We start from the raw sequence: 19,376 nt of genomic DNA, 5'->3' as shown, positions 1-19,376 counted from the left end.
AGGCTATTCCTCGGTCAACAGGAACCGGGCCACGGCCGTGCTGCCGGGGGCGTAGACCTCGCTCAGGTCACCGTGAAAGCCCGATTCCACGCCGCGCATGTCCGGCAGATTGTGGGCGATGCCCTTGTGACAGTCGATACAGGTTTTCTCGCCGCTGGCCAACAGGGTGGAGTGCATTTCCCGGGCCCGGGGTGATTGCTGGGTAAAGTCCATATACTCGAAGTTGTGGCAGTTGCGACACTCCAGTGAGTCGTTGGCTTTCAGCCGGCGCCACTCGCGCTCGGCGAGCATGCGGCGCTTGTCCAGAAACTTTTCCCGGGTATCGATGGTGCCGAAGATCCAGCCCCACACCTCTTTGGAGGCCTCCATTTTGCGGGCGATCTTGTAGGTCCAGTCGTGGGGAACGTGGCAGTCTGAACAGGTGGCGCGCACACCGGATCGGTTGGTGTAGTGAATGGTCGGGATCAGCTCCTCGTAGGGGTTGGCCTTCATTTCATGGCAACTGATGCAGAATTCTTCAGTGTTGGTGAATTCCAATGCCGTGTTGAAGCCGCCCCAGAATATGATGCCGGCAATGAACCCGCCGAGAGTCAGAACCCCCAGGCTGATGTGCGTCGCGGGTCGATTGAACGTTTTCCAATACGCCTTCAGTGTTTTCCACATAACCGTCCCCCGCTACTCACCGCGCTTGATGATATCTTCCAACACCTGGTCAATCCCTTTGAAGGTGCTGACCTTCACCGGATCGACGTCGTGTTGGGGCACATGGCACTGCACGCAGAAATAGCGGCGCGGTGAAACCGAGGCCAGCGTCTGGCCGTCCCGGTCGACAAAGTGGGTGATGCTGACCATGGGGGCGCCGCTGACTTCGGTGGCGCTGCGGCTATGGCAGCTCAGGCACTGATTGAAGTTGGTGTCCACCTGGTAACCGCGGATAGTGTGCGGAATCATCGGCGGCTGCTCGGGGTAATTGCGCGTGGGCCGGCGCATGCTGGAGCGGACGTTGGCCAGCGGCGGTGCCTCAAAGGTCTTGCTGAGTGTCCCGCCTTTACGCACACCATCCGGAGCAGAAACATCTTGCGTCGGTTCTCCGAGGGCGAGCAGCGGTATACACAGACTGGCCATCATAAAGCGGCGGAGTATCGGCTTGATCATGATGGTTTCTCCCTTACGCAAGGCTGATCAGTTCGAGACGGACGGCACATTTCTTGAAATCCGTCTGCAGGGAAATCGGGTCGGTGGCATCGAGGGTCAGCTTGTTCACCAACCGGTTGGCGTCAAAAAAGGGAATGTACACCAGCCCCTCCGGTGGTTTGACCCGGCCTCGGGTTTCTACCCGTGCCCGGATGTTGCCGCGCCGACTGATCACCCGCACTTCGCTGCCGCGGCGGAAGCCCTGCTTACGGGCGTCTTCGTAATTCATGTACACCAACGCGTGAGGTACGGCCAGGTTCAACTCCTCGACTCGCTGGGTCATGGAACCGGTGTGCCAGTGCTCCAGTACCCGCCCGGTACTGAGCCAGAAGGGGTATTCTGCATCGGGGGACTCCGCCGGGGGCTCGTAAGGCAGGGCAAAAATCAGAGCCCGATTATCCGGTTTGCCGTAGAACTGCACTCCGGCGCCCGCTTCCACGTAGGGGTCGTGGCCCTCGCGGAAGCGCCACCGGGTCTCCTGGCCGTCCACTACAGGCCAGCGCAGGCCCCGCTCCTGATGGTACCGATCGAAATTGGCGAGGTCGTGGGCCTTGCCGCGCCCAAAGCGGGCGTATTCTTCAAACAAGCCTTTCTGTACATAGAAGCCGAAGGCCTCGGATTCATAGTTGGCATAACCCTCGGCGCGGTCATCGTTGCTGAACTGGTTGACCTGGCCGTTGGCAAAGAGCACATCGAAGAGTGTCTTGCCTTTGAGTTCGCCGGCTTTGTTGAGCAGCTCCGCGGGCCAGACATCATCGGTTTTGATGCGCCGGGAGACTTCCATCAGCTGCCAAGGTCAGAACGGGCATCGCCCGGCGGCGGTACCAGCTGGTGCCAGAACTGGGTGCGTCGCTCGGCGTTGCCGAAAGCGCCCTCTTTTTCCACCCACATGGCGCTGGGCAGAATCATGTCGGCGGCCTGAGCCGAGACGGTGGGATAGACATCGGAGACCACCACAAACGCATCCGGGTTGCGCCATCCGGGCAAGGTTTCCTGGCTGGTATTGGGGCCGGCCTGAATATTGTTGGTCACCTGAGTCCAGTAGACTCTGAGTACCCCATCTTTCAGCTTGCGGCTTTGCTCCACGGCAGAGAAACCCACCTTGTCGGGGATGGTGCCCTCGGGCAGCTTCCAGATTTTCTCGGTCATGGCCCGGTGTTTTGGCTTGGTGACCACCATGTCGGCGGGCAGGCGGTGGGCAAAGGTGCCCNCTTCCCGAGCNGAGCCACAGGCCGAGGGCTGGCCGGTCAGCGAGAAGGGGCTGTTGCCCGGCTCGCTGATTTTGCCGGTCAGNANGTGAATGTTGTAGATCATGTTGTTCGCCCAGACCCCGCGGGTGTGCTGGTTGAAGCCCATGGTCCAGCAGGACATGACCTTGATGTCCGGGTCCGCATAGATTTTTGCCAGCCGTTCCAGGCGGGCCTTGGGGACGCCNGTNTCCTTGGCGGCCCGNTCCAGGGTGTAGGGTTTGACGAATTCGGCAAACTCCTCGAAGGTGATATCGCTCCAGGTGTTGGCTTTGTCGGCGCCTTTGGCCCGCTGTTGNCGGGGNTCTTCNGCGCGCAGGCCGTANCCGATATCGTCCTGGCCTTTCACAAAGCGGGTGTANTTGTTGACGAANTCGTGATTGACCTTGTCNTTNTCGANCAGGTAGTTNGCGATGTAGTTGAGNATGATCAGGTCGGTGTGAGGCTTGAAAATNATGGGCAGATCCGCCAGATCGAAACTGCGGGTTTCGTAGGGGGACATGGCGACCACCTGGACATGCTCGTAGGAGAGCTTGCGGTCGGTGACCCGGCTCCACAGCACCGGGTGCATTTCCGCCATGTTCGANCCCCACAACACGAACGCATCGGCGTGCTCGATNTCGTCATAGCAGCCCATGGGCTCGTCNATGCCGAAGGTGCGCATGAAGCCGCCCACCGCCGAGGCCATGCAGTGGCGCGCGTTGGGGTCGAGGTTGTTGCTGCGCAGCCCGCCNTTGAACAGNTTGCTGGCNGCGTAGGCTTCCCANACGGTCCANTGNCCNGANCCNAANAGGCCGACNCTNTCCGGGCCNTGTTCNCGNATCGACTGCTTCAACTTGTCGGCGAGCAGGTCCATGGCCTGGTCCCAGGAGATTTCCTGNAAGTCGCCGTTCTTGTCGTACTGGCCGTTGCGCATCCGCAGCANCGGTTTGTGNAACCGGTCCGGNCCGTACAGGATTTTCGACAGAAAGTAGCCCTTCACACAGTTCANGCCCCGGTTCACCTCGGCTTTGACGTCGCCATGGGTNGCCACGACCCGGTTGTCNCGGGTGGCGACCATGACGCCACAGCCGGTGCCACAGAANCGGCAGGGGGCCTTACTCCATTTCAGGTTGGTCAGCTCGCGGTTGGTGACCAGGTTNCTGGCGCTGGCGGGCAGNGGCATNCCGATGGCNGCGGCGGCTACCGCAGCGGCGTTGGCCTTGGCGAATTGGCGGCGGGTCAGATTCATTGCGGTTGNTCCTCCGGCGGAATCACTTCGTGGTAGACCAGTGCGGCGTTGACANCGCCGGGGTGCGCGCTGGTCTGGTCAATCACNTCCANAATCGCTTGTGCNTCGGTGCTCTCNAGCACCAATACCANCTTTCCCTGATCACTTTGGGCGTGTATTTCGGCGCATTTGAGNGTCTCGTCCGGCCAGTGCTGGGGCAGCTCGCGCAGCCACTGNTCGGTAGNGGNCAGTGCCNCNGGCTGGGTGTGCACGATCACNCTGGCAACGTGCCACTCAACCGGCAGCGTCGTGACGGGTATCTGTTGATGGTCGGGCTCATGGTGCATGACGGCCATGAGAAGCCTCCTGGTGGTGGTTCAAAGTGGGTGGCGTTGAGAGCGCTGCGGGAATCAACCCGCTCCGGGAGGCCCGGCCAGGAGCTGGTACATCCAGATGGNGAAACCGTAGGCGCCGACCAGGGCAACGGTGAGTATCGGGAACAGGAAAACCACGATGAAGGCGAACATTCGCCACTCGCGACGTTTCTCCTGCGAGTTGTCTACTTCGGATGGGTGCGTGTCGACTGACATGGCGACTCCGTGCTTCGATCTCGTTATTCAAGGCTGACTACCTACAGGGTAGTACATATTTCGGAAAGTGCTTTGATACAGGTCAATACCCAGGTTCCCCGTGATGATTTAGACGAATTGGCAATNTTGNTTTGATGTTTTTATGAGCAAATACTGCAAAAAGGTTGGCGCATTGCACTGTGAAGTCGTTGTGNGATCTGTTCCGGTTCAGTCCAGAGGTTGACTCCCGTAGCGAGTCNCTCCGCGGGTGTGTGCTTCTAATAAAGACGGGGAGCCAGCTCAAACGTTTCGATGGCCCCGCGTTACTGCAGGGTGACAAAGGCGCGGGGTTGCTGGCGGAGGTCCAGGGCGATATCGTCGGTCAGGTGCCATTGAAAAATATTGAGCTTGGCGGCGGCCATGCCGTCGTGGTACTAGTGAATCCCTTCACGTTATGGGTTCACGGCGTGCCTCACATCAAGTGCGCGGGCAAAGGCAACTGGGGGCGCAGCACGGAAGTGCTATCGTATCTTCAGAGCGCCCCGCGCACCTGCTCGGTGTGCGATCTGGTGGTGGACTGTAAAGTAGAAGTCGGCGCGCTCTATGGCTTGGGTGGCGCCATCGGCATCCTGTTGTTGGCAGCCTGGTTTGCGCCGGCACAGTCCCTGGCCCGGTTGGATCAGGAGCGGGAGCGGATGGAGGCCAGCGTGGAGCCCCAAGTGCGGGATGGGGTATCCTGACGGAGTATTGTTACGAACCGTCCGAAGAGGCCTAAGGGTGAACACTCAACTCAAAGCACTGGAACTGGCCCGCGAAGGGGATTGGCACGGCGCTCACGACCTGGTTCAGGCCCAGGATGACCCCCTCTCCTGCCTGATTCACGGCTACCTGCACCGCGAAGAGGGCGATCTGGGCAACGCGGGGTACTGGTATCGTCGCGCGGGCGAGACCTTGCCGGACAACACCCTGGAGGAAGAGTGGCAACGACTGCGGCAGCGCGCCGCTGGCTGACCGGCCATTGCGCGACCGGAGGTTGGCACAACAATCGTTGTAATTGGCCCTCATAAGCGGCAGCCCCTGCTACCATGAGCTATCTTGATGAGGTATCGGGCCGGAGGCCCTTGACCGAGGTACTCATGTTATCTGCCGACATCCTCAGGCGACACCAGACTTCATGGTTGGGGCCTGCCCCCGACTCAACCGACCGGCCGACGTTGATTCTTGCTCACGGTTTTGGCTGTGATCAGCAAATCTGGGCGCCGGTGGCGGACGCCCTGGCCCGGGAGTATCCGGTGGTGCTGTTTGACCACATCGGTTGCGGCCGCTCCGACCGAAGCGCATTCGACGCTGAGCGTTACGCCGACCTCTCGGCTTACGCCGAGGATCTGATTGAGCTAGTGCAGGCCCTCGGCCTGGAGCGGCGGCCTATTCTGGTCGGGCACTCGATCAGCGGTACCATTGGCTGGCTGGCGTCGATCGCCGAGCCGGAGCTGTTTCGCCAGATTATTGCCATTGGCCCTTCACCCCGCTACATCAATGATCCGCCGGACTACCACGGCGGTTTCGAGCGCGAGGACGTGCAGGAGCTGCTGGACCTGATGGAGCGCAACCACTTCGAGTGGGCCGGTTATCTGGCGCCGATCGTCATGGCCAACGGCGACCGCCCCGCCCTCGCCGAGCAGTTGCGTGAGAGTTTTCTCAATGCCGACCCTGCCATGTCCCGCCGTTTTGCGGAAACCACTTTTTTCAGCGATGTCCGCGACCGTTTGTCCCAAGTTCAGGTGCCCACGCTCGTGCTGTACTGCGAGCAGGACGTGATTGTCCCGCCCGCGGTGATCGAATACCTCGAGTGGGCTCTGCTCAAAGGAAGCATCCGGCGGCTCGACGCCACGGGACACTACCCTCAGATCAGCAACCCTGAAGCGGTGGCCCGTGCCGTGATTGAGGGCACCCAGGATGCAGCCTGACATAGACCGCCTGCCGGGGGGCCTTATCGTTCTCGATGAGGCCAATATCGTGACCGCAGTCAATCGTACGCTCTGTGATTGGCTGGGCCGACCAGAGACGGCGCTGGTGGGGCATGCGCCAGAGAGCTGGATGACCGGCGGTTCCAGAATCTACTATCTGGGGCATGTATTGCCGGCGCTGCGTCTGCACGGCCACGCCGAGGAAATGATCCTGACCTTTACCAACGCTTCCGGGCAACCGCTACCGGTGCTGCTCAGTGCATCCTCGGTGGCCGGAGATGAACCGGGGTATCAGTTACTGCTGTTACCCATGCAGCGACGCAACCTGGTCGAGGAACAACTGCAACAGGCGCGCAAAGCGGCGGAGCAGGCGACGGAAGAAAAGGCCCAGGCCCTGGAACAGGTGCAGGCGCTCGCCCGCGAACTGGAGCAGCGCCAGGAACAGCTTTCCGAGGTCAACGCAAAACTGGAGTTGATGGCAACACAAGACCCGCTCACCGGCCTGGCCAATCGCCGGGTTTACGACCGGCAGGTAGAAGCGCAGCTGGCTCTGTTCCACCGCACGCGCACACCCTTTGCGCTCGTTCTCACGGACATTGATCTCTTTAAACGAATCAACGACCGCTTTGGTCACGACGCGGGCGATCGGGTACTCAAGGATGTTGCTCAGTGCCTGCATCAGGGGCTGAGGGAAATTGATACGCTGGTGCGCATGGGCGGTGAGGAGTTTGCGCTTATTCTCCCGAGCACTACCGCGGAACAGGCGATCAGGGTCGCCGAACGCAAGCGCGAACTGGTGGCGCAGTATGGCGGTCGTTATGGTGAAGTCACCATGAGTTTCGGTATTACCGAAGCCTGCCCGGACGACACCAAAAGCCTGCTCTATGGGCGCGCCGACCGGGCGCTTTACGATGCCAAGCATCAGGGGCGAAATCGGGTGTGTGTGGGCCGAACCGAGTCAGCCGGGCAGTAGTACCAGTCATTCCTCCTTGTCACCGGACCGCCAGCCCCAGCTATACAGCGCCGCCGAAACTCGGCGATATGGCCGCCTCAGGGAGCCAAGGTTAACATTAATACAACAGTTATTTTATTTTTGTTAATAAGTTAAAATAATGGCTGCACTTATTTTAGGGTAATCCCAATGAAAAGAGGCATAACCGGCCACAAAGTCCTCAGTATCGCGGGCGGCGTGCCCTGCCAGGCTTTTGTCCCCGCGCCTTTGCCGCCTAGCCCCCCGCTGGAGGTCGACAACAAGCTGCAAGGCCGTATCAACCAGGCCATGCTGGCACTGGGACGCCTGGATGCCATCAGCACCCTTTTGCCGGATGCTTCTCTGTTTCTGTACAGCTACGTCCGCAAAGAGGCCGTCATGTCCTCCCAGATCGAAGGCACCCAGTCCTCCCTGAGCGATCTGATGCTTTACGAGATGGAAGGCCAGCCCGGTGTGCCCATGGATGATGTGCAAGAGGTGTCCTGCTACGTCAATGCGCTCAACCTGGGCATTGAGCGCATCCGGGCGGGCCACCCGGTCGCTCATCGGCTGATTATGGAGGTCCACGAAGCGCTGATGACCTCCGGCCGTGGGATCAGCCGAGGGCCCGGTCAGTTCCGCCAAAACCAGGTATGGCTGGGCGGTCACCGGCCCGATGAGGCGGTATTTGTGCCGCCTCCGGCAACTCACATTGCCGACTGTTGGTCGGAGCTGGAGCGCTTCATCAACGATCAGCCCGAGGCAACTGACCCGCTGATCAAGGCGGCGCTGGCCCATGTTCAGTTCGAAACCATCCACCCCTTCCTGGACGGCAATGGCCGCCTGGGCAGGCTCCTTATTGTTCTGATTCTGGCAGAAGCCAAGGTCTTACATGAACCGCTGCTGTACCTGTCCGTTTTTTTCAAAAAACACCGGCAAACCTATTACGAGCGCTTGCAGCAAGTGCGGGAAACCGGGGATTGGGAAGCGTGGCTGTTGTTCTTTGTGGATGCGGTCGCCGATACCGCCACCCATGCCGTTACCATGGCTCAGAAACTTAACCAACTCCGCGCCTACGACCGGGAGCGACTGGGCGAGCTGGGTCGATTGGCCGCCTCTGCCCAGCAAGTGCTGGATGCGCTTTTTGAAACACCGATTGCCAGCGTCAACAAGCTGGTGGCCAGAACCGGCCTGACCCATGCCACCGTGAACAAAGCGCTGGCTGCGCTGGAACAACGCTGCGGTATCGTCAGCGAAATCACTGGTCAAAAGCGCAATCGGGTCTACGCCTACAGCGCCTATATACAGATTTTGAACCAGGAGTTTCCATGACACAAAAGCCAGGGCGCCAAGCAAAGGACCACGCTGTAAACTTGGCTGGTGATCATCCATAACAAGAGGTAAATAATGGCGACGCAATCGAATTTCACCAACGACGAAACTCTGAGAGCCACCCTGGAGAGTATCAACCCCTTTGAGCGTAACCCCGGCTGGCTAAGCGGACTTACCGACCTCCTGACGTTTGTGCAGAGCGCCGATCTGGAAACCCGAAAGACACGTGGGTTTCAGCAGGTGCTTTGGGACGAAAACCGGGTAAGCGGCGTCGGTATGGGCACGGTGGATGTCAGCGCAGCCTTGGAAGCGCCTGAGTTTCGTGAGTGGGTCGCGGAGCAGTCGGTTCGCCCCGTGCCCGAAGATTCCGAGGCGCGGCTTGCCTTCTTTCAGGCCTTTCATGATGGCCTGGTCTCACGGATGAAAACGTATTGCAAGCGGGTGGCTCGGGTGAAGATTTTCCGGGTGTTGGCCGCGTTCTACCCCCGCTATTTTACTACCATCACCTACCGGCGTATGGCGCTGGAGTGCCACCGGGCCTGGTTCGGTAAGCAGAAAAAGCCAGGAGAAATCAAACGTCAGATCGACTTGATGGAGCGATTGCACGACCTGCTGGGGCCAACCGACGACAGCCCCCGCGCACTGGCCGAGCGTATGACCTTGCCCTGGATGGTGTATCAGGCGCATGTGCAAAGCGCCAGCACAGAGGCGGAGGCGGAAACCACCACGGATCAGGGTGATATTACCTTGAAGCCCTTGCCGGCGCTGCAACGTCGTAAAGGCTTTACCAGCATTCGGGGCGGTCTGGCCTCTATCATCAGTGCATTGAGTTTTGTGGTGGATGGCGTTAGCCGTGAAGAGCTCATGGACTACCTGCGCTCGGAGTTGCCGGACTATCGAGACAGCAGCCTGCGTACTCTGATCACCATTCTCAAAAATGAATTTTATGTTATTCAAGAACAGGACGGCATTTTTACCCAGACCGCGCGCGGCGAACTGTTCTTGGAAACCCAAGACCCGCAAGAGCTGATCCCGCTGTTTATCACCCGCACCCTGGGGGTAGACCACGTTCTGTGTGCGCTGAATGAACGGGAGTACAGCCAACCCGAGTTGGTTGAGTTGCTACAGAAGGTCAACCCCGGCTGGACGACCAGCTATGCGCCGGCGGCGATGCTCAAGTGGTTACGGGATTTTGAGTTGCTGGAACAGCAGGCCAATGGCCAATATCGACTGACGGACATCGGGCGAGACTGGGTTGAGCAGATTCATTGGCAGCCTGAGTTTCTGGAGGCGCGACCGATAGAGGAAGAGCCCGAGCCCAGAAAGAGCAGCGGCGAAACGTTATCGGTGGCTACGGTCGACCAGGCCCGCTTGATTCAATCTGTCGTGGAAGATACCGCGTTCCCGGAGCGGCTGGTGAGCCAGCTACACCTCGGCCTGTGGTCGCACCCCCGCCGACACTTTGCCATTCTGGCTGGACTGTCCGGTTCTGGGAAAACCATGCTCGCGCAGCGCTATGGTGCGGCGTTGGTCCAGCAGTTCGGGGCCGACCCGGCTCGCCGTGTGTTCGTGCAGGCGGTGCAGCCCGGCTGGTATGACCCTTCACCGCTGTTTGGTTACATCAATCCGCTGGTGCCGGAGAAATATGAAAGATCCGGTCTACTGGAATTTTTGTTACAGGCGGCCAATCATCCGGAGCATCCTTTTGTAGTGATTCTGGACGAGATGAACCTGTCTCACCCGGAACAGTATTTTGCGCCGGTGTTGTCGGCGATGGAGTCGGGAGATCAGCTGCGCCTCCACGACGAAGCCGACACCTTTGATGGCGTCCCCAAGGCAATCCCGTTCCCGGCCAACGTGGCGTTTATTGGCACGGTCAATATGGATGAAACCACTCATGGGCTATCGGACAAGGTACTGGACCGCGCGTTTACGCTGGAGTTCTGGGATATTGATCTGGCGGACTATCCACGTTGGGATCATTTCGACTTGACGACGGACCAATTAACGGAAGTCCGTCAGTGTCTGTCGGGTCTGCTTAATGCCCTGGCACCGGAACGCCTGCACTTTGGCTGGCGCTCGGTTGAGGATGTCCTGTCCTATCTGAAGTTGGCCAAAGCGGCACCGAATTTCAGCTTACGGGAAGCGTTGGATGATGTGGTGTACGCTCGCATTCTGCCCAAGCTGCGTGGCTCGGAGAGTGAACGACTGCAAGCGGCGCTAACGCAGGCGACGAAGATACTGGATCAGCACGGATTGGTGCGTTGTAAGGTTAAGGTCCAATCGTTGCAGACGGATCTGGTCGATACCGGCATGATGCGGTTCTGGCGCTGATTATGGAGTTGAAGGTTTATCGGTATCGGGGAGGCGAATATCAAGAGCTTGGTGTTCTGTCCCCGCGCGCGACCTTGGCTGGCCTGCAAGAGACCAGCGAATACCGGATTGCTTGCCCCGAAGGGCAGGCCCGGCTTTTTGTGGATGATGGGCCTCTGGAGAGGGATGGGTCGGGTATCTACTGGTGTTGGTCACCAGGCTACTATGCCGGCGAAGTGATGTTTGAACTGGAGTGGCCCCACCGTAGTGAGCCACTGCGCTATGTTGCCGATATAGAGCCGGCGTCTCACAAAACCGGCCGCGAGCAGTATGTAGAGTATTTGGCGCAGATCGTCGATTACGCCCCCGATCTTGTACTGGGCACCGAACCCGCTCAACATGGTCTCGGTGGAGCATCGGGCTCAGAGCTGTCACTGTGGCTTCGCTACGCGCGTCTGAGACAGTTCATCGATCGGTACCAGCGCGGCTTACAGCTTATTATCGAGCGTCCGATCATTCGGACCAGGAGCCGCCGTGAACAACTCGCCCTGCCTCAGGTTCGGCGGATAGACGGCACGACCATGCGTCAGCTCGCACAATCTCCACAAATGATGGCCGCACTGTCGGACGAATCGGTGGCACCAAGTGACGTGCATGAGCAGCGGTTGGATGTGCCGTTTCATGAGCCGACGTTCGATAACCCGGCTAACCGCTTGATTACTCGTCAACTGGGCGAGGTCCGCCGTCTGACGAAGCGATTGATCTACGATCTTATCGACTTTACCGAACAGGTCTCTGAAACTGTCACCGAGCTGACACCGCGTCTGCCTCGACGCCTAGAGTATTTGCGCCGGGCGGAAAGACAGTTCACCCGACTTTCCCGCCGTGCGCCTTTCAGCGAAGTGAGTACCCGCCAGTCCAGCGCCGCCGAACTGAATGCGGTTTCCGGCAATCCACACTACAGCATGACTCGTCGTCTGGGCGTTCGTTTATTGCGCCAAGGCCTGTCAGCGTTGGCCGACGATGAGCAACACTACCTGGCTCCTACCTGGGAGATCTACGAGGCCTGGTGCTTTGTCGCTTTGGCTCAGCAGCTCGAAACGCAGTTTCCGGATTACGACTGGCGCTTGCGCCAAAACCCGAGAGCCGCTGACCGCGCCCTGATGGGGCGTCGCGGCGAACAGTCGATCACTTTGTACTCGCAGCTCGTGTGCCCTTCGATGGAAAGAACTAACGCTTACGGCTATAGCTCCATCAGCCGGGAACGTCGTCCCGATTTGGTTCTAGAATTCGGTGATTCAAAGGGTAAGCGGTTTATCTGCCTGGACAGCAAGTATTCCGCAAGCAAAGCCAGAATTCTGGATGCGATGGCTTCCGCCCACATCTACCGGGATTCTCTCAGACAGGATGGCCAACCACCGGAACGATCATTTATTCTGGTGCCAACCAGCCGAGCGGTTAGCCTATTGGCCGACGAAGGCTACCAAGCTTGTAATGGGGTGGGGTGCGTGGCGATGTCTTCTGAAGAGGAGGCGGAGCATTTGTTGGCGAGGCTACTGAATTAATTTCTAGTCTCGAGAAGAATATACTTTCGATCACCGCGAGCTACGAAGCCTGGCCCTCTTTCGGCAATTGTCACAGTAGAACAAAGCAGGTGTCCGGATATTACTTGCATCTTGACGTCAAGGTGACGCTGGATGACAATTATCTACTGAGCATTTATGTAAAGGTGTTGATAAACAATGAACATGCTGGCAGGTCTAATTGGGTATATGTCGTTTATCGTTGCCATTTCGACAGTTTGTATTGTCGGTTTATATAAAGGCGATAACCTTGAAACTTGGGCTCGAAAGAAATTTTTTCGATAGGGGTGAATGGGAGTCTTTCAGAGGCTAAATCGGGAAGGTGGAGGTTTTAAATACCATATTGATCAACCCTTTGGTTTGAGAACGCCATTTTGAACAAAAAAATCCTCCAAAGAGGTTCCGGGTATGCTAGGGCAGAAATTTGAGTTGTATGGCCTCATCCCTTCCACAATAAATCGCTTGATTAACTCCTCGGGTGAAAGTTCCAGCGACGCCGCCACAGACTCCAGGTGAGTGGGCAGCGTTTCTCTATCAGAGAATGAAATTTCGTAGGTTTTCACCTTTCCTCCTGCGGAATAATAGTGATGGATCTCATCTAAGCTAGAGTATATGCATCATCTATGGTGGCTCAAGTAGGGAGTGAACATGAACCGAAACGAAGCAGAGACAAGTGACAACGAGGAGCGACGTCGTGTTGAGCGGCTGGCTATACATATCTTGGGCGGTGATGATATTTCGAACCGCTGGATGAATGCGCCTTGCAAGGCCTTGGATGGTTTAGCACCCACAGAGGCTCTGAAGGACACCGAGGGCGTTAAAGCGGTGGAGGAACTACTGTATAGGATTGACGCTGGATTTTCCGCTTAAGGTGCGCCGGCAATACCCTTATTGGTTAGGGTGCCAGTTTTGCCCAGTTTGATTCACCCCCCTTGCGACCCATTTGGTAACTTATCTGGTATTGAGAGGCGTACCAAACTCCGATTTGCTCACCATGTTACTCACCGTTTATTTGAAACGGCCTGAAACAGGGTGAAATGGCTTGAAACCAATATATTGTTATAAATCAGTATGTTGCATGAAAAAAGGAAGGGAAAGTCGACCAAGGGAAAGCAAAAAATGGTCATTCAATATTCTGGATCTGCTCCCGCATCTGCTCAATCAATACCTTAAGCTCCACCGCCGATTGAGTGGTGTCTGCTACGATGGCTTTTGATGAAAGCGTATTCGCCTCGCGGTTCAGCTCCTGCATCAGGAAATCCAGCCGGCGGCCCAGGGAGTTTTTCTGGGTCAGGGTGTGCTTCACCTCGGCGACGTGGGTGTCTAGGCGATCCAGCTCTTCGTCCACGTCGGCTTTCTGTGCCAGCAGGGTGATCTCCTGCTCCAGACGCTCCGGGTCCAGGTCGACCTTCAGTGCTTCGATTTTGCTCTGCAGCTTCTCGCGCTGGGCGGTCAGTATTTCCGGTAACCGCTCGCGCAGTTTCACCACCTCGGCGCTGATGCTGTCCAACCGCTGGTGAATGAACTGCACCAGCTCGCCACCTTCGCGGGTGCGATGTTCCAGCAGTTGTTTCAGGGTCTGGTCAAACAGCGCCAGGGCGGCTTCAATCAGGGTCTCGCGATTGAGTTCGGCCTGTTGCAAGACGCCGGGCCAGCGCAACACTTCCAGCGGGTTGATCGGTGCGGCATCGTGCAGCTCGTTGCCGATGGTGTGCGCCGCTTCGGCGAGCTGGCGGACTCTGGGCAGGTTGATGCCCAGAGCCTGGTCGGCGCCCTCTTCCTTCTGCACGGTCAGGCTCATTTCCAGCTTGCCCCGGTGCAGGCTCTTGCGGATGCGCTCGCGCAGATGGGGCTCGATTTCGCGCAGATCGTCGGGCAGGCGGAAGGCCGGCTCCAGGTAGCGGTGGTTGACGCTGCGGATCTCCCAGGTGAGTGTGCCCCAGTCATATTGCTGCGATGTGCGGGCAAAACCGGTCATACTGCGTGGCATGGGCGATCCTCTGTCTGAATGCGGCGGTGACACTGTGGGGGCGGAGCTGGTAGGCTTCGCTCCCATTAAACCGGCGATGTTACCACAGACGACTTTTTCAAACCCTTTGACAGTACAGGATTCCGATCATGACCGAGACGACCGTTCAGCGCCCCAGTGGCCGCCAGCCCGACCAGTTGCGCGATGTGCGCCTGACCCGCCGTTACACCAAGCACGCGGAGGGTTCGGTGCTGGTGGAATTTGGGGACACCAAGGTGATCTGCACCGCGAGCGTGGTCGAGGGCGTGCCGCCCTTTCTGCGCGGCAAGGGCCAGGGCTGGCTGACCGCCGAGTACGGCATGCTGCCCCGCTCCACCGGCTCGCGGATGAATCGCGAAGCGGCCCGTGGCAAACAAGGGGGGCGCACGGTGGAAATCCAGCGTCTGATCGGCCGCTCCCTGCGTGCGGCGATTGATCTCGACGCGCTGGGCGAGAACACCATCCAGCTCGACTGCGATGTGATTCAGGCCGATGGCGGCACCCGTACCGCCTCCATTACCGGTGCCTGGGTGGCGTTGGCCGATGCGGTCGCGTTTCTGCAGGAGAAGGGGTTGGTGAAGGACAGTCCGCTCAAGCGCGCCATTGCCTCGGTGTCCGTTGGCATCTATCAGGGCGTGCCGGTGCTGGATCTGGATTACCCAGAGGATTCCAGTGCGGATACCGACATGAACGTGGTCATGGGTGATGACGGTGGCATCATCGAAATCCAGGGCACCGCCGAAGCCGAGCCGTTTACCGAGGCCGAGTTCGGAGCCATGATGGCGTTGGCCAAGAAAGGGATTGGGGAGTTGAATCGGTTGCAGCAGGCGGCGTTGGCGGAGTAACCCGGACCGGATTGCGATGGATGCAACCGAGGGTTGCGTAGGGCGGATAAGCGAAGGCGCATCCGCCGTTACCCCATCCGCCGCTACCCCACCCGACCGATCAAAGCTCGATATCGTAGTCCACAATCACCGGCAGGTGGCTGGAAAACTGCTGAATCTTGTAAATGGCCGCATGTTCGACCCGTTGGCCAATGGGCGCTGACACGATCTGCATATCGGTGCGCCAGCCCTCACCGTCATTGATCTTGCCGCTGGGCCACCAACTGTATTCGTCCGGGTCCTTGTTGGCCTTGCGAAAGGCATCCACATAGCCGATCTGGTTGAACACCTGGCTCAGCCACTGCCGCTCGTGGGGCAGAAAGCCGGATTCGTGCTCATTTTTCTCCGGGTTGGTCACATCCCGGGGAGTGTGGGCCATGGCCCAGTTACCGCAGAAGATGAACTCGCGGCGCTTGCGGGTAATCTTGTCCAGATGGGCCTGCAGATCGTCGAAGAACTTGATCTTCACTTCCTGGGATTCCATTTCCGAGGTAGCACTGGGCGCCAGCATTGAGCCAATGCTCAGCTGCTCGTAGTCAATCTGCAGGTAACGACCTTCCATATCCACGCCGGACGAGAACCCCAGGCCAAAAATCAGGGCCTTGGGCTGCTTGCGGGTGTAGATGGCCACGCCATTGTAGTGCGGTGTCCCGGAGTCGAAGAAGTAGCTGAAATAACCGTCCAGTTGAAATACCGGCTTGTCTTCCAGTTCATATTCCAGTGCGCGCAGATCCTGCAGACAGATGACGTCTGCATCCTGGCTGTCCAGCCAGTCAAACAGACCGCGCTGAGCCGCCTGGAAAACACCATCGACGCTAAGACTGATAACTCTCATATTAGCCCCTTGTTAACGGACTGTGTATGATACCCGAGCTTGTTATCTTTGTGTTAATTAGTGACAGAAAAACCCCGGAATTTCGCCGTTTGGAGGCCATTTCCGCACTTTAGTTCGGGACGGATTGCCGGCTGGGCAATGCGGGCGTGGGCGCGACGGTTATAATTGGGGTCACAAGAGTGACCGTTGGTTGATGCCGGGCCCTACCGGTTTAGCCGATACTTTTAATCTAGCGTATTTATGAGAGTTTTGCATGGAGAACTACCAGCGCGACTTTATCGAGTTGGCGATTGAGCACCAGGCCCTGGGTTTTGGCGAGTTTACCCTGAAATCCGGCCGGGTCAGTCCGTATTTTTTCAACGCTGGCAAGTTCCAGACCGGCCAGGCGCTGGCCAGGCTGGGGCGGTGTTATGCAGCGGCCTTGATGGCTTCCGGGGTGGAGGTGGATCTGATTTTCGGCCCGGCCTATAAGGGGATTCCCCTGGCCACCACCACGGCCGTGGCCCTGGCCGACCAGCATGGTCGGGATCTGCCCTACGCGTTCAACCGCAAAGAGGCCAAGGACCACGGCGAGGGCGGCTCTCTGGTGGGCGCGCCGCTGGACGGTCGGGTACTCATTGTGGACGATGTGATTACTGCGGGAACCGCCGTGGGTGAGTCCATGGAACTGATTCGTTCGGCGGGCGCTGAACCGGCGGGGGTGTTGATTGGTCTTAACCGTCAGGAGCGCGGCAAGGGCTCCCTGTCGGCGATCCAGGAGGTGGAGCAGCAGTACGGCATTCCGGTGGTCAGTATTGTCAATCTGGACGATGTGGTGGCCTATCTGAAAGCGGACAAGGCCCGCCCAGAGGTAGTGGCGGCCATTGAAGCCTATCGCGCCGAGTACGGCGTGTAATCAGAATCCGCGCCCAAGCGCGATGGAGCAACGAGGGCGTTATGCGTAAATCAGTGTTGTGGTTCTCGGTATCCTGCCTCCTGGGCCTGGCGTCGCTGGCCCAGGCGCAGGATAAAGTGTACTACCGATACACCAACGATGAAGGCGTGCAGGTGCTGGAAGATCGCATCCCTCCGAAGTACGTCCCGAAAGGTTACGAAGTCGTGTCCATGTATGGGGAGGTGCTCAGAACCGTGCCTCCAGCGCCCAGCGACGAAGAGTTGGAAACCGAAGCACGCGAACGGCAGGCTCGACAGGAACGTGAGGCCTACGAGCAGGAACTGAAGCGTCGGTACAGCACGGTCAAGGATATCGAGGATGCAAAGCGGCGCAGTCTGGCGGAGCTGCAGGGTAATATCAGTATTCTGGAGAGTAACCTGAGCAATGTGCGCTTGCAGATTCGGGACCTGGAGAGTCGGGCCGCGCGTCTGGAGCGCAGCGGCCAGGAGGTGCCCGAGTCGGTACTGGTCAATCTGGGGACGTTGAAAACCGAAGTTCAGGAAATACAGGCGCAGATCCGCCATCGCCAGGAGGAGTACGACGAGGTGGCGGACAAGTTTGATCAGGACATTGAGGCGTTCGCCGAGATACGGGCGGCCGAGGGCCGCCGCTGAACCCCCGAGGTGCGAATCAGGCCGGAACCTGTTCGCGCATCAGGCCGCTCACCAATACCGGCCACTGTTCCGCCCAGTGCTCGGTCGGTGGGCGCCGGAACTGACTGCGCACAAACTGGGTGATCCGCCCATCGGCGCAGGCCATCAACAGATTGGCGGCGGCCGACAAGGGCAAATTGGGCCGTAACCCCTCTCGCAATTCCGCTTCTCTCAACACCTGCTTCAACTGGGTTTCCACCCGCTCAAAAAGCTGGGCGACGCGCAGCCGAAGCCGTTCGGTTTCTCCGGTCAGGGCGTCGCCGGTGAGCAACCGGGTGATGCCGGGGTTGCGTTCGGTGAAGGTCAGCAGCAGTAGCAGAATCTTTTCGCACCGGCGCAAAGCGGCCGGCTCCTCCGACAGGATCAGGGAGATGCGGGTGAAAATCGTGTCTTCGATAAACTCGATCAACCCTTCAAACATCTTGGACTTGCTGGGGAAGTGGCGGTACAGCGCCGCTTCCGAGACGCCCACTTCCCGAGCCAGGGCGGCCGTGGTGATACGGGCACCGGGGCTGGCTTCCAGCATGTGAGCCAGAGATTCCAGAATCTGTTGGCGGCGGGAGGATTTGGCGGTGGGCTTGCTCATGGCGGTCCATAGGTTGTCAGGGGTGAATCCTTCGGCGCGGCCTCAGGACGTTTCAGGCGACGGGGATATCCTAGCACAGGATGCGGGGCTTGCCCCATCGCCTCCGGTTTTCAATGATCAGTGCGGCTTTCGGGCGCGTTATTGAGCGGCTTGCTGCGCCTTGTTGGTGATCAGCGTGCCGACGCCAGCGTCGGTGAAGATCTCCAGCAGAACCGCGTGGGCAACCCGTCCATCAATGATGTGGGCACTGTTCACGCCGCTTTTCACCGCATCCAGCGCACAGCCGATTTTGGGCAGCATGCCGCCGTAAATGGTCCCGTCAGCGATCAGGCTGTCCACCTGCTGCGTGGTCAGCCCGGTCAAGACCTCGCCACTCTTGTCCTGCAGACCGGCCACGTTGGTCAGCAGCATCAGCTTCTCGGCCTGCAATACCTCGGCAATTTTGCCGGCCACCAGGTCAGCGTTAATATTGTAGGACGCGCCGTCATCGCCCACCCCGATCGGGGCAATCACCGGAATGAAGTCGCTGTTGATCAGCATGTCGATCACCGAGGTGTTGATACTGGCGACCTCGCCTACGTGACCGATGTCGATGATCTCCGGTGCCTGCATATCCGGCGTCTGGCGCTTGGCCGAAAGCTTTTTGGCCCGGATCAGTTGCCCGTCCTTGCCGGTAATGCCGATGGCGTGGCCGCCGTTGTGATTGATCAGACTGACGATCTGTTTGTTCACCGTGCCACCGAGCACCATTTCCACCACGTCCATGGTTTTGCTGTCAGTCACCCGCATGCCACCGACAAACTCGGATTCGATGTTGAGCTGCTTGAGCAGGTCGCCAATCTGGGGCCCGCCGCCATGGACCACGATGGGGTTCATGCCCACCAGTTTCATCAGCACGATATCCCGGGCAAAACTGTTCTGCAGTTCTTCGTCCACCATGGCGTTGCCGCCAAATTTGATCACAATGGTCTTGCCGGTAAAGCGCTGAATGTAGGGCAGCGCCTCGGTCAGTACCTGAGCCACGTTCATGGCCTGGGTGCGGTTCAGTGACATAGCGGGGTCCGTTGTTTAAAAGTACCTTGTTGAGGGTA

Annotated in this window: 22 protein-coding genes and 1 pseudogene; 11 read left to right on the top strand and 12 right to left on the bottom strand. The window is 58.6% G+C overall.

Going from position 1 to position 19,376, the window contains the following annotated elements; all coding sequences use genetic code 11:
• Window positions 1-3: 3 nt before the first annotated feature.
• The 7 genes and pseudogenes from CMG77_RS05300 to CMG77_RS05275 form a co-directional block, all read right to left on the bottom strand.
• Window positions 4-663: a cytochrome c3 family protein gene (locus tag CMG77_RS05300; protein ID WP_265366319.1), complete on the bottom strand. Its 660-nt coding sequence runs from the start codon at window positions 661-663 to the stop codon at window positions 4-6.
• 12 nt (window positions 664-675) lie between these two features.
• Window positions 676-1,155 (bottom strand): nitrate reductase cytochrome c-type subunit, encoded by a 480-nt coding sequence (locus CMG77_RS05295; RefSeq protein WP_286903717.1) that lies wholly within the window; start codon window positions 1,153-1,155, stop codon window positions 676-678.
• 13 nt (window positions 1,156-1,168) lie between these two features.
• Window positions 1,169-1,978 carry a molybdopterin dinucleotide binding domain-containing protein gene (locus CMG77_RS05290; protein ID WP_286903716.1) on the bottom strand — a complete coding sequence of 270 codons (810 nt, stop codon included), beginning with the start codon at window positions 1,976-1,978 and terminating at the stop codon, window positions 1,169-1,171.
• Window positions 1,978-3,672, bottom strand: a complete 1,695-nt coding sequence (napA, locus tag CMG77_RS05285; RefSeq protein ID WP_286903715.1) for a nitrate reductase catalytic subunit NapA — start codon at window positions 3,670-3,672, stop codon at window positions 1,978-1,980. Before napA ends, CMG77_RS05290 begins: the two co-directional genes overlap by 1 nt.
• Window positions 3,669-3,998 (bottom strand): annotated as a pseudogene (locus tag CMG77_RS15785) (chaperone NapD). Before CMG77_RS15785 ends, napA begins: the two are co-directional and overlap by 4 nt.
• 63 nt (window positions 3,999-4,061) lie before the next feature.
• On the bottom strand, window positions 4,062-4,241 hold the full coding sequence (napE, locus tag CMG77_RS05280; protein ID WP_286903714.1) for a periplasmic nitrate reductase, NapE protein: 180 nt from the start codon (window positions 4,239-4,241) through the stop codon (window positions 4,062-4,064).
• A gap of 302 nt (window positions 4,242-4,543) precedes the next feature.
• Window positions 4,544-4,642, bottom strand: coding sequence for a hypothetical protein (locus tag CMG77_RS05275; RefSeq protein ID WP_339618473.1), 99 nt, complete (start codon window positions 4,640-4,642; stop codon window positions 4,544-4,546).
• A 45-nt stretch (window positions 4,643-4,687) separates the two neighbouring features.
• Here CMG77_RS05275 and CMG77_RS05270 point away from each other — a divergent pair, with 45 nt between their 5' ends.
• The 7 genes from CMG77_RS05270 to CMG77_RS05240 all read left to right on the top strand — a co-directional run bounded on the left by CMG77_RS05270 (window position 4,688) and on the right by CMG77_RS05240 (window position 12,367).
• The gene (locus tag CMG77_RS05270; protein ID WP_286903713.1) at window positions 4,688-4,960 is read left to right on the top strand and encodes a hypothetical protein; all 273 of its coding nucleotides are present in this window, start codon (window positions 4,688-4,690) and stop codon (window positions 4,958-4,960) included.
• A gap of 37 nt (window positions 4,961-4,997) precedes the next feature.
• The gene (locus CMG77_RS05265) at window positions 4,998-5,231 is read left to right on the top strand and encodes a hypothetical protein (RefSeq protein ID WP_286805246.1); all 234 of its coding nucleotides are present in this window, start codon (window positions 4,998-5,000) and stop codon (window positions 5,229-5,231) included.
• A gap of 167 nt (window positions 5,232-5,398) precedes the next feature.
• On the top strand, window positions 5,399-6,187 hold the full coding sequence (locus tag CMG77_RS05260; protein WP_286805244.1) for an alpha/beta fold hydrolase: 789 nt from the start codon (window positions 5,399-5,401) through the stop codon (window positions 6,185-6,187).
• On the top strand, window positions 6,177-7,160 hold the full coding sequence (locus CMG77_RS05255) for a GGDEF domain-containing protein (RefSeq protein WP_286805242.1): 984 nt from the start codon (window positions 6,177-6,179) through the stop codon (window positions 7,158-7,160). The genes CMG77_RS05260 and CMG77_RS05255 overlap by 11 nt, the downstream gene beginning before the upstream one ends.
• Before the next feature lie 168 nt (window positions 7,161-7,328).
• Window positions 7,329-8,489, top strand: a complete 1,161-nt coding sequence (locus tag CMG77_RS05250; RefSeq protein ID WP_286805240.1) for a Fic family protein — start codon at window positions 7,329-7,331, stop codon at window positions 8,487-8,489.
• Window positions 8,490-8,564: 75 nt separating this feature from the next.
• Window positions 8,565-10,823: an McrB family protein gene (locus CMG77_RS05245; RefSeq protein WP_286805239.1), complete on the top strand. Its 2,259-nt coding sequence runs from the start codon at window positions 8,565-8,567 to the stop codon at window positions 10,821-10,823.
• 2 nt (window positions 10,824-10,825) lie between these two features.
• Window positions 10,826-12,367, top strand: coding sequence for a DUF2357 domain-containing protein (locus CMG77_RS05240; RefSeq protein ID WP_286805238.1), 1,542 nt, complete (start codon window positions 10,826-10,828; stop codon window positions 12,365-12,367).
• Window positions 12,368-12,732: 365 nt separating this feature from the next.
• Here the strand turns inward: CMG77_RS05240 and CMG77_RS05235 are convergent, their stop codons facing one another.
• On the bottom strand, window positions 12,733-12,948 hold the full coding sequence (locus CMG77_RS05235; RefSeq protein ID WP_286805236.1) for a hypothetical protein: 216 nt from the start codon (window positions 12,946-12,948) through the stop codon (window positions 12,733-12,735).
• An 85-nt stretch (window positions 12,949-13,033) separates the two neighbouring features.
• Here CMG77_RS05235 and CMG77_RS05230 point away from each other — a divergent pair, with 85 nt between their 5' ends.
• Window positions 13,034-13,255, top strand: a complete 222-nt coding sequence (locus tag CMG77_RS05230) for an MbcA/ParS/Xre antitoxin family protein (protein ID WP_286805235.1) — start codon at window positions 13,034-13,036, stop codon at window positions 13,253-13,255.
• Between the two features lie 253 nt (window positions 13,256-13,508).
• Here CMG77_RS05230 and CMG77_RS05225 read toward each other — a convergent pair whose 3' ends face one another.
• Window positions 13,509-14,375, bottom strand: a complete 867-nt coding sequence (locus CMG77_RS05225; protein ID WP_286805234.1) for a YicC/YloC family endoribonuclease — start codon at window positions 14,373-14,375, stop codon at window positions 13,509-13,511.
• 128 nt (window positions 14,376-14,503) lie between these two features.
• Between CMG77_RS05225 and rph the strand changes: the two genes are divergently transcribed.
• A complete protein-coding gene (gene rph, locus CMG77_RS05220; RefSeq protein WP_286805233.1) occupies window positions 14,504-15,238 on the top strand; it encodes a ribonuclease PH in 735 nt (244 codons plus the stop codon).
• Between the two features lie 100 nt (window positions 15,239-15,338).
• On the opposite strand, the gene CMG77_RS05215 is transcribed toward rph, so the two are convergent.
• Window positions 15,339-16,112: an exodeoxyribonuclease III gene (locus tag CMG77_RS05215; RefSeq protein WP_286805232.1), complete on the bottom strand. Its 774-nt coding sequence runs from the start codon at window positions 16,110-16,112 to the stop codon at window positions 15,339-15,341.
• 253 nt (window positions 16,113-16,365) lie between these two features.
• On the opposite strand from CMG77_RS05215, the gene pyrE reads away from it, so the two are divergent.
• Window positions 16,366-17,007 carry an orotate phosphoribosyltransferase gene (gene pyrE, locus CMG77_RS05210; protein WP_286805231.1) on the top strand — a complete coding sequence of 214 codons (642 nt, stop codon included), beginning with the start codon at window positions 16,366-16,368 and terminating at the stop codon, window positions 17,005-17,007.
• 41 nt (window positions 17,008-17,048) lie between these two features.
• A complete protein-coding gene (locus tag CMG77_RS05205; protein WP_286805230.1) occupies window positions 17,049-17,660 on the top strand; it encodes a hypothetical protein in 612 nt (203 codons plus the stop codon).
• A 16-nt stretch (window positions 17,661-17,676) separates the two neighbouring features.
• On the opposite strand, the gene slmA is transcribed toward CMG77_RS05205, so the two are convergent.
• Together slmA and argB are read right to left on the bottom strand one after the other, a co-directional pair.
• On the bottom strand, window positions 17,677-18,285 hold the full coding sequence (gene slmA / locus CMG77_RS05200; RefSeq protein ID WP_024461636.1) for a nucleoid occlusion factor SlmA: 609 nt from the start codon (window positions 18,283-18,285) through the stop codon (window positions 17,677-17,679).
• 138 nt (window positions 18,286-18,423) lie between these two features.
• Window positions 18,424-19,338, bottom strand: a complete 915-nt coding sequence (argB, locus tag CMG77_RS05195; protein ID WP_286805227.1) for an acetylglutamate kinase — start codon at window positions 19,336-19,338, stop codon at window positions 18,424-18,426.
• Window positions 19,339-19,376: the final 38 nt, after the last annotated feature.

Source organism: Marinimicrobium sp., assembly GCF_002695945.1.
GTDB classification, from domain to species: Bacteria; Pseudomonadota; Gammaproteobacteria; order Pseudomonadales; family Cellvibrionaceae; genus Marinimicrobium; species Marinimicrobium koreense.
Note: the sequence above shows the minus strand (reverse complement) of the source record. Positions and strands in the feature narration are given on the sequence as shown.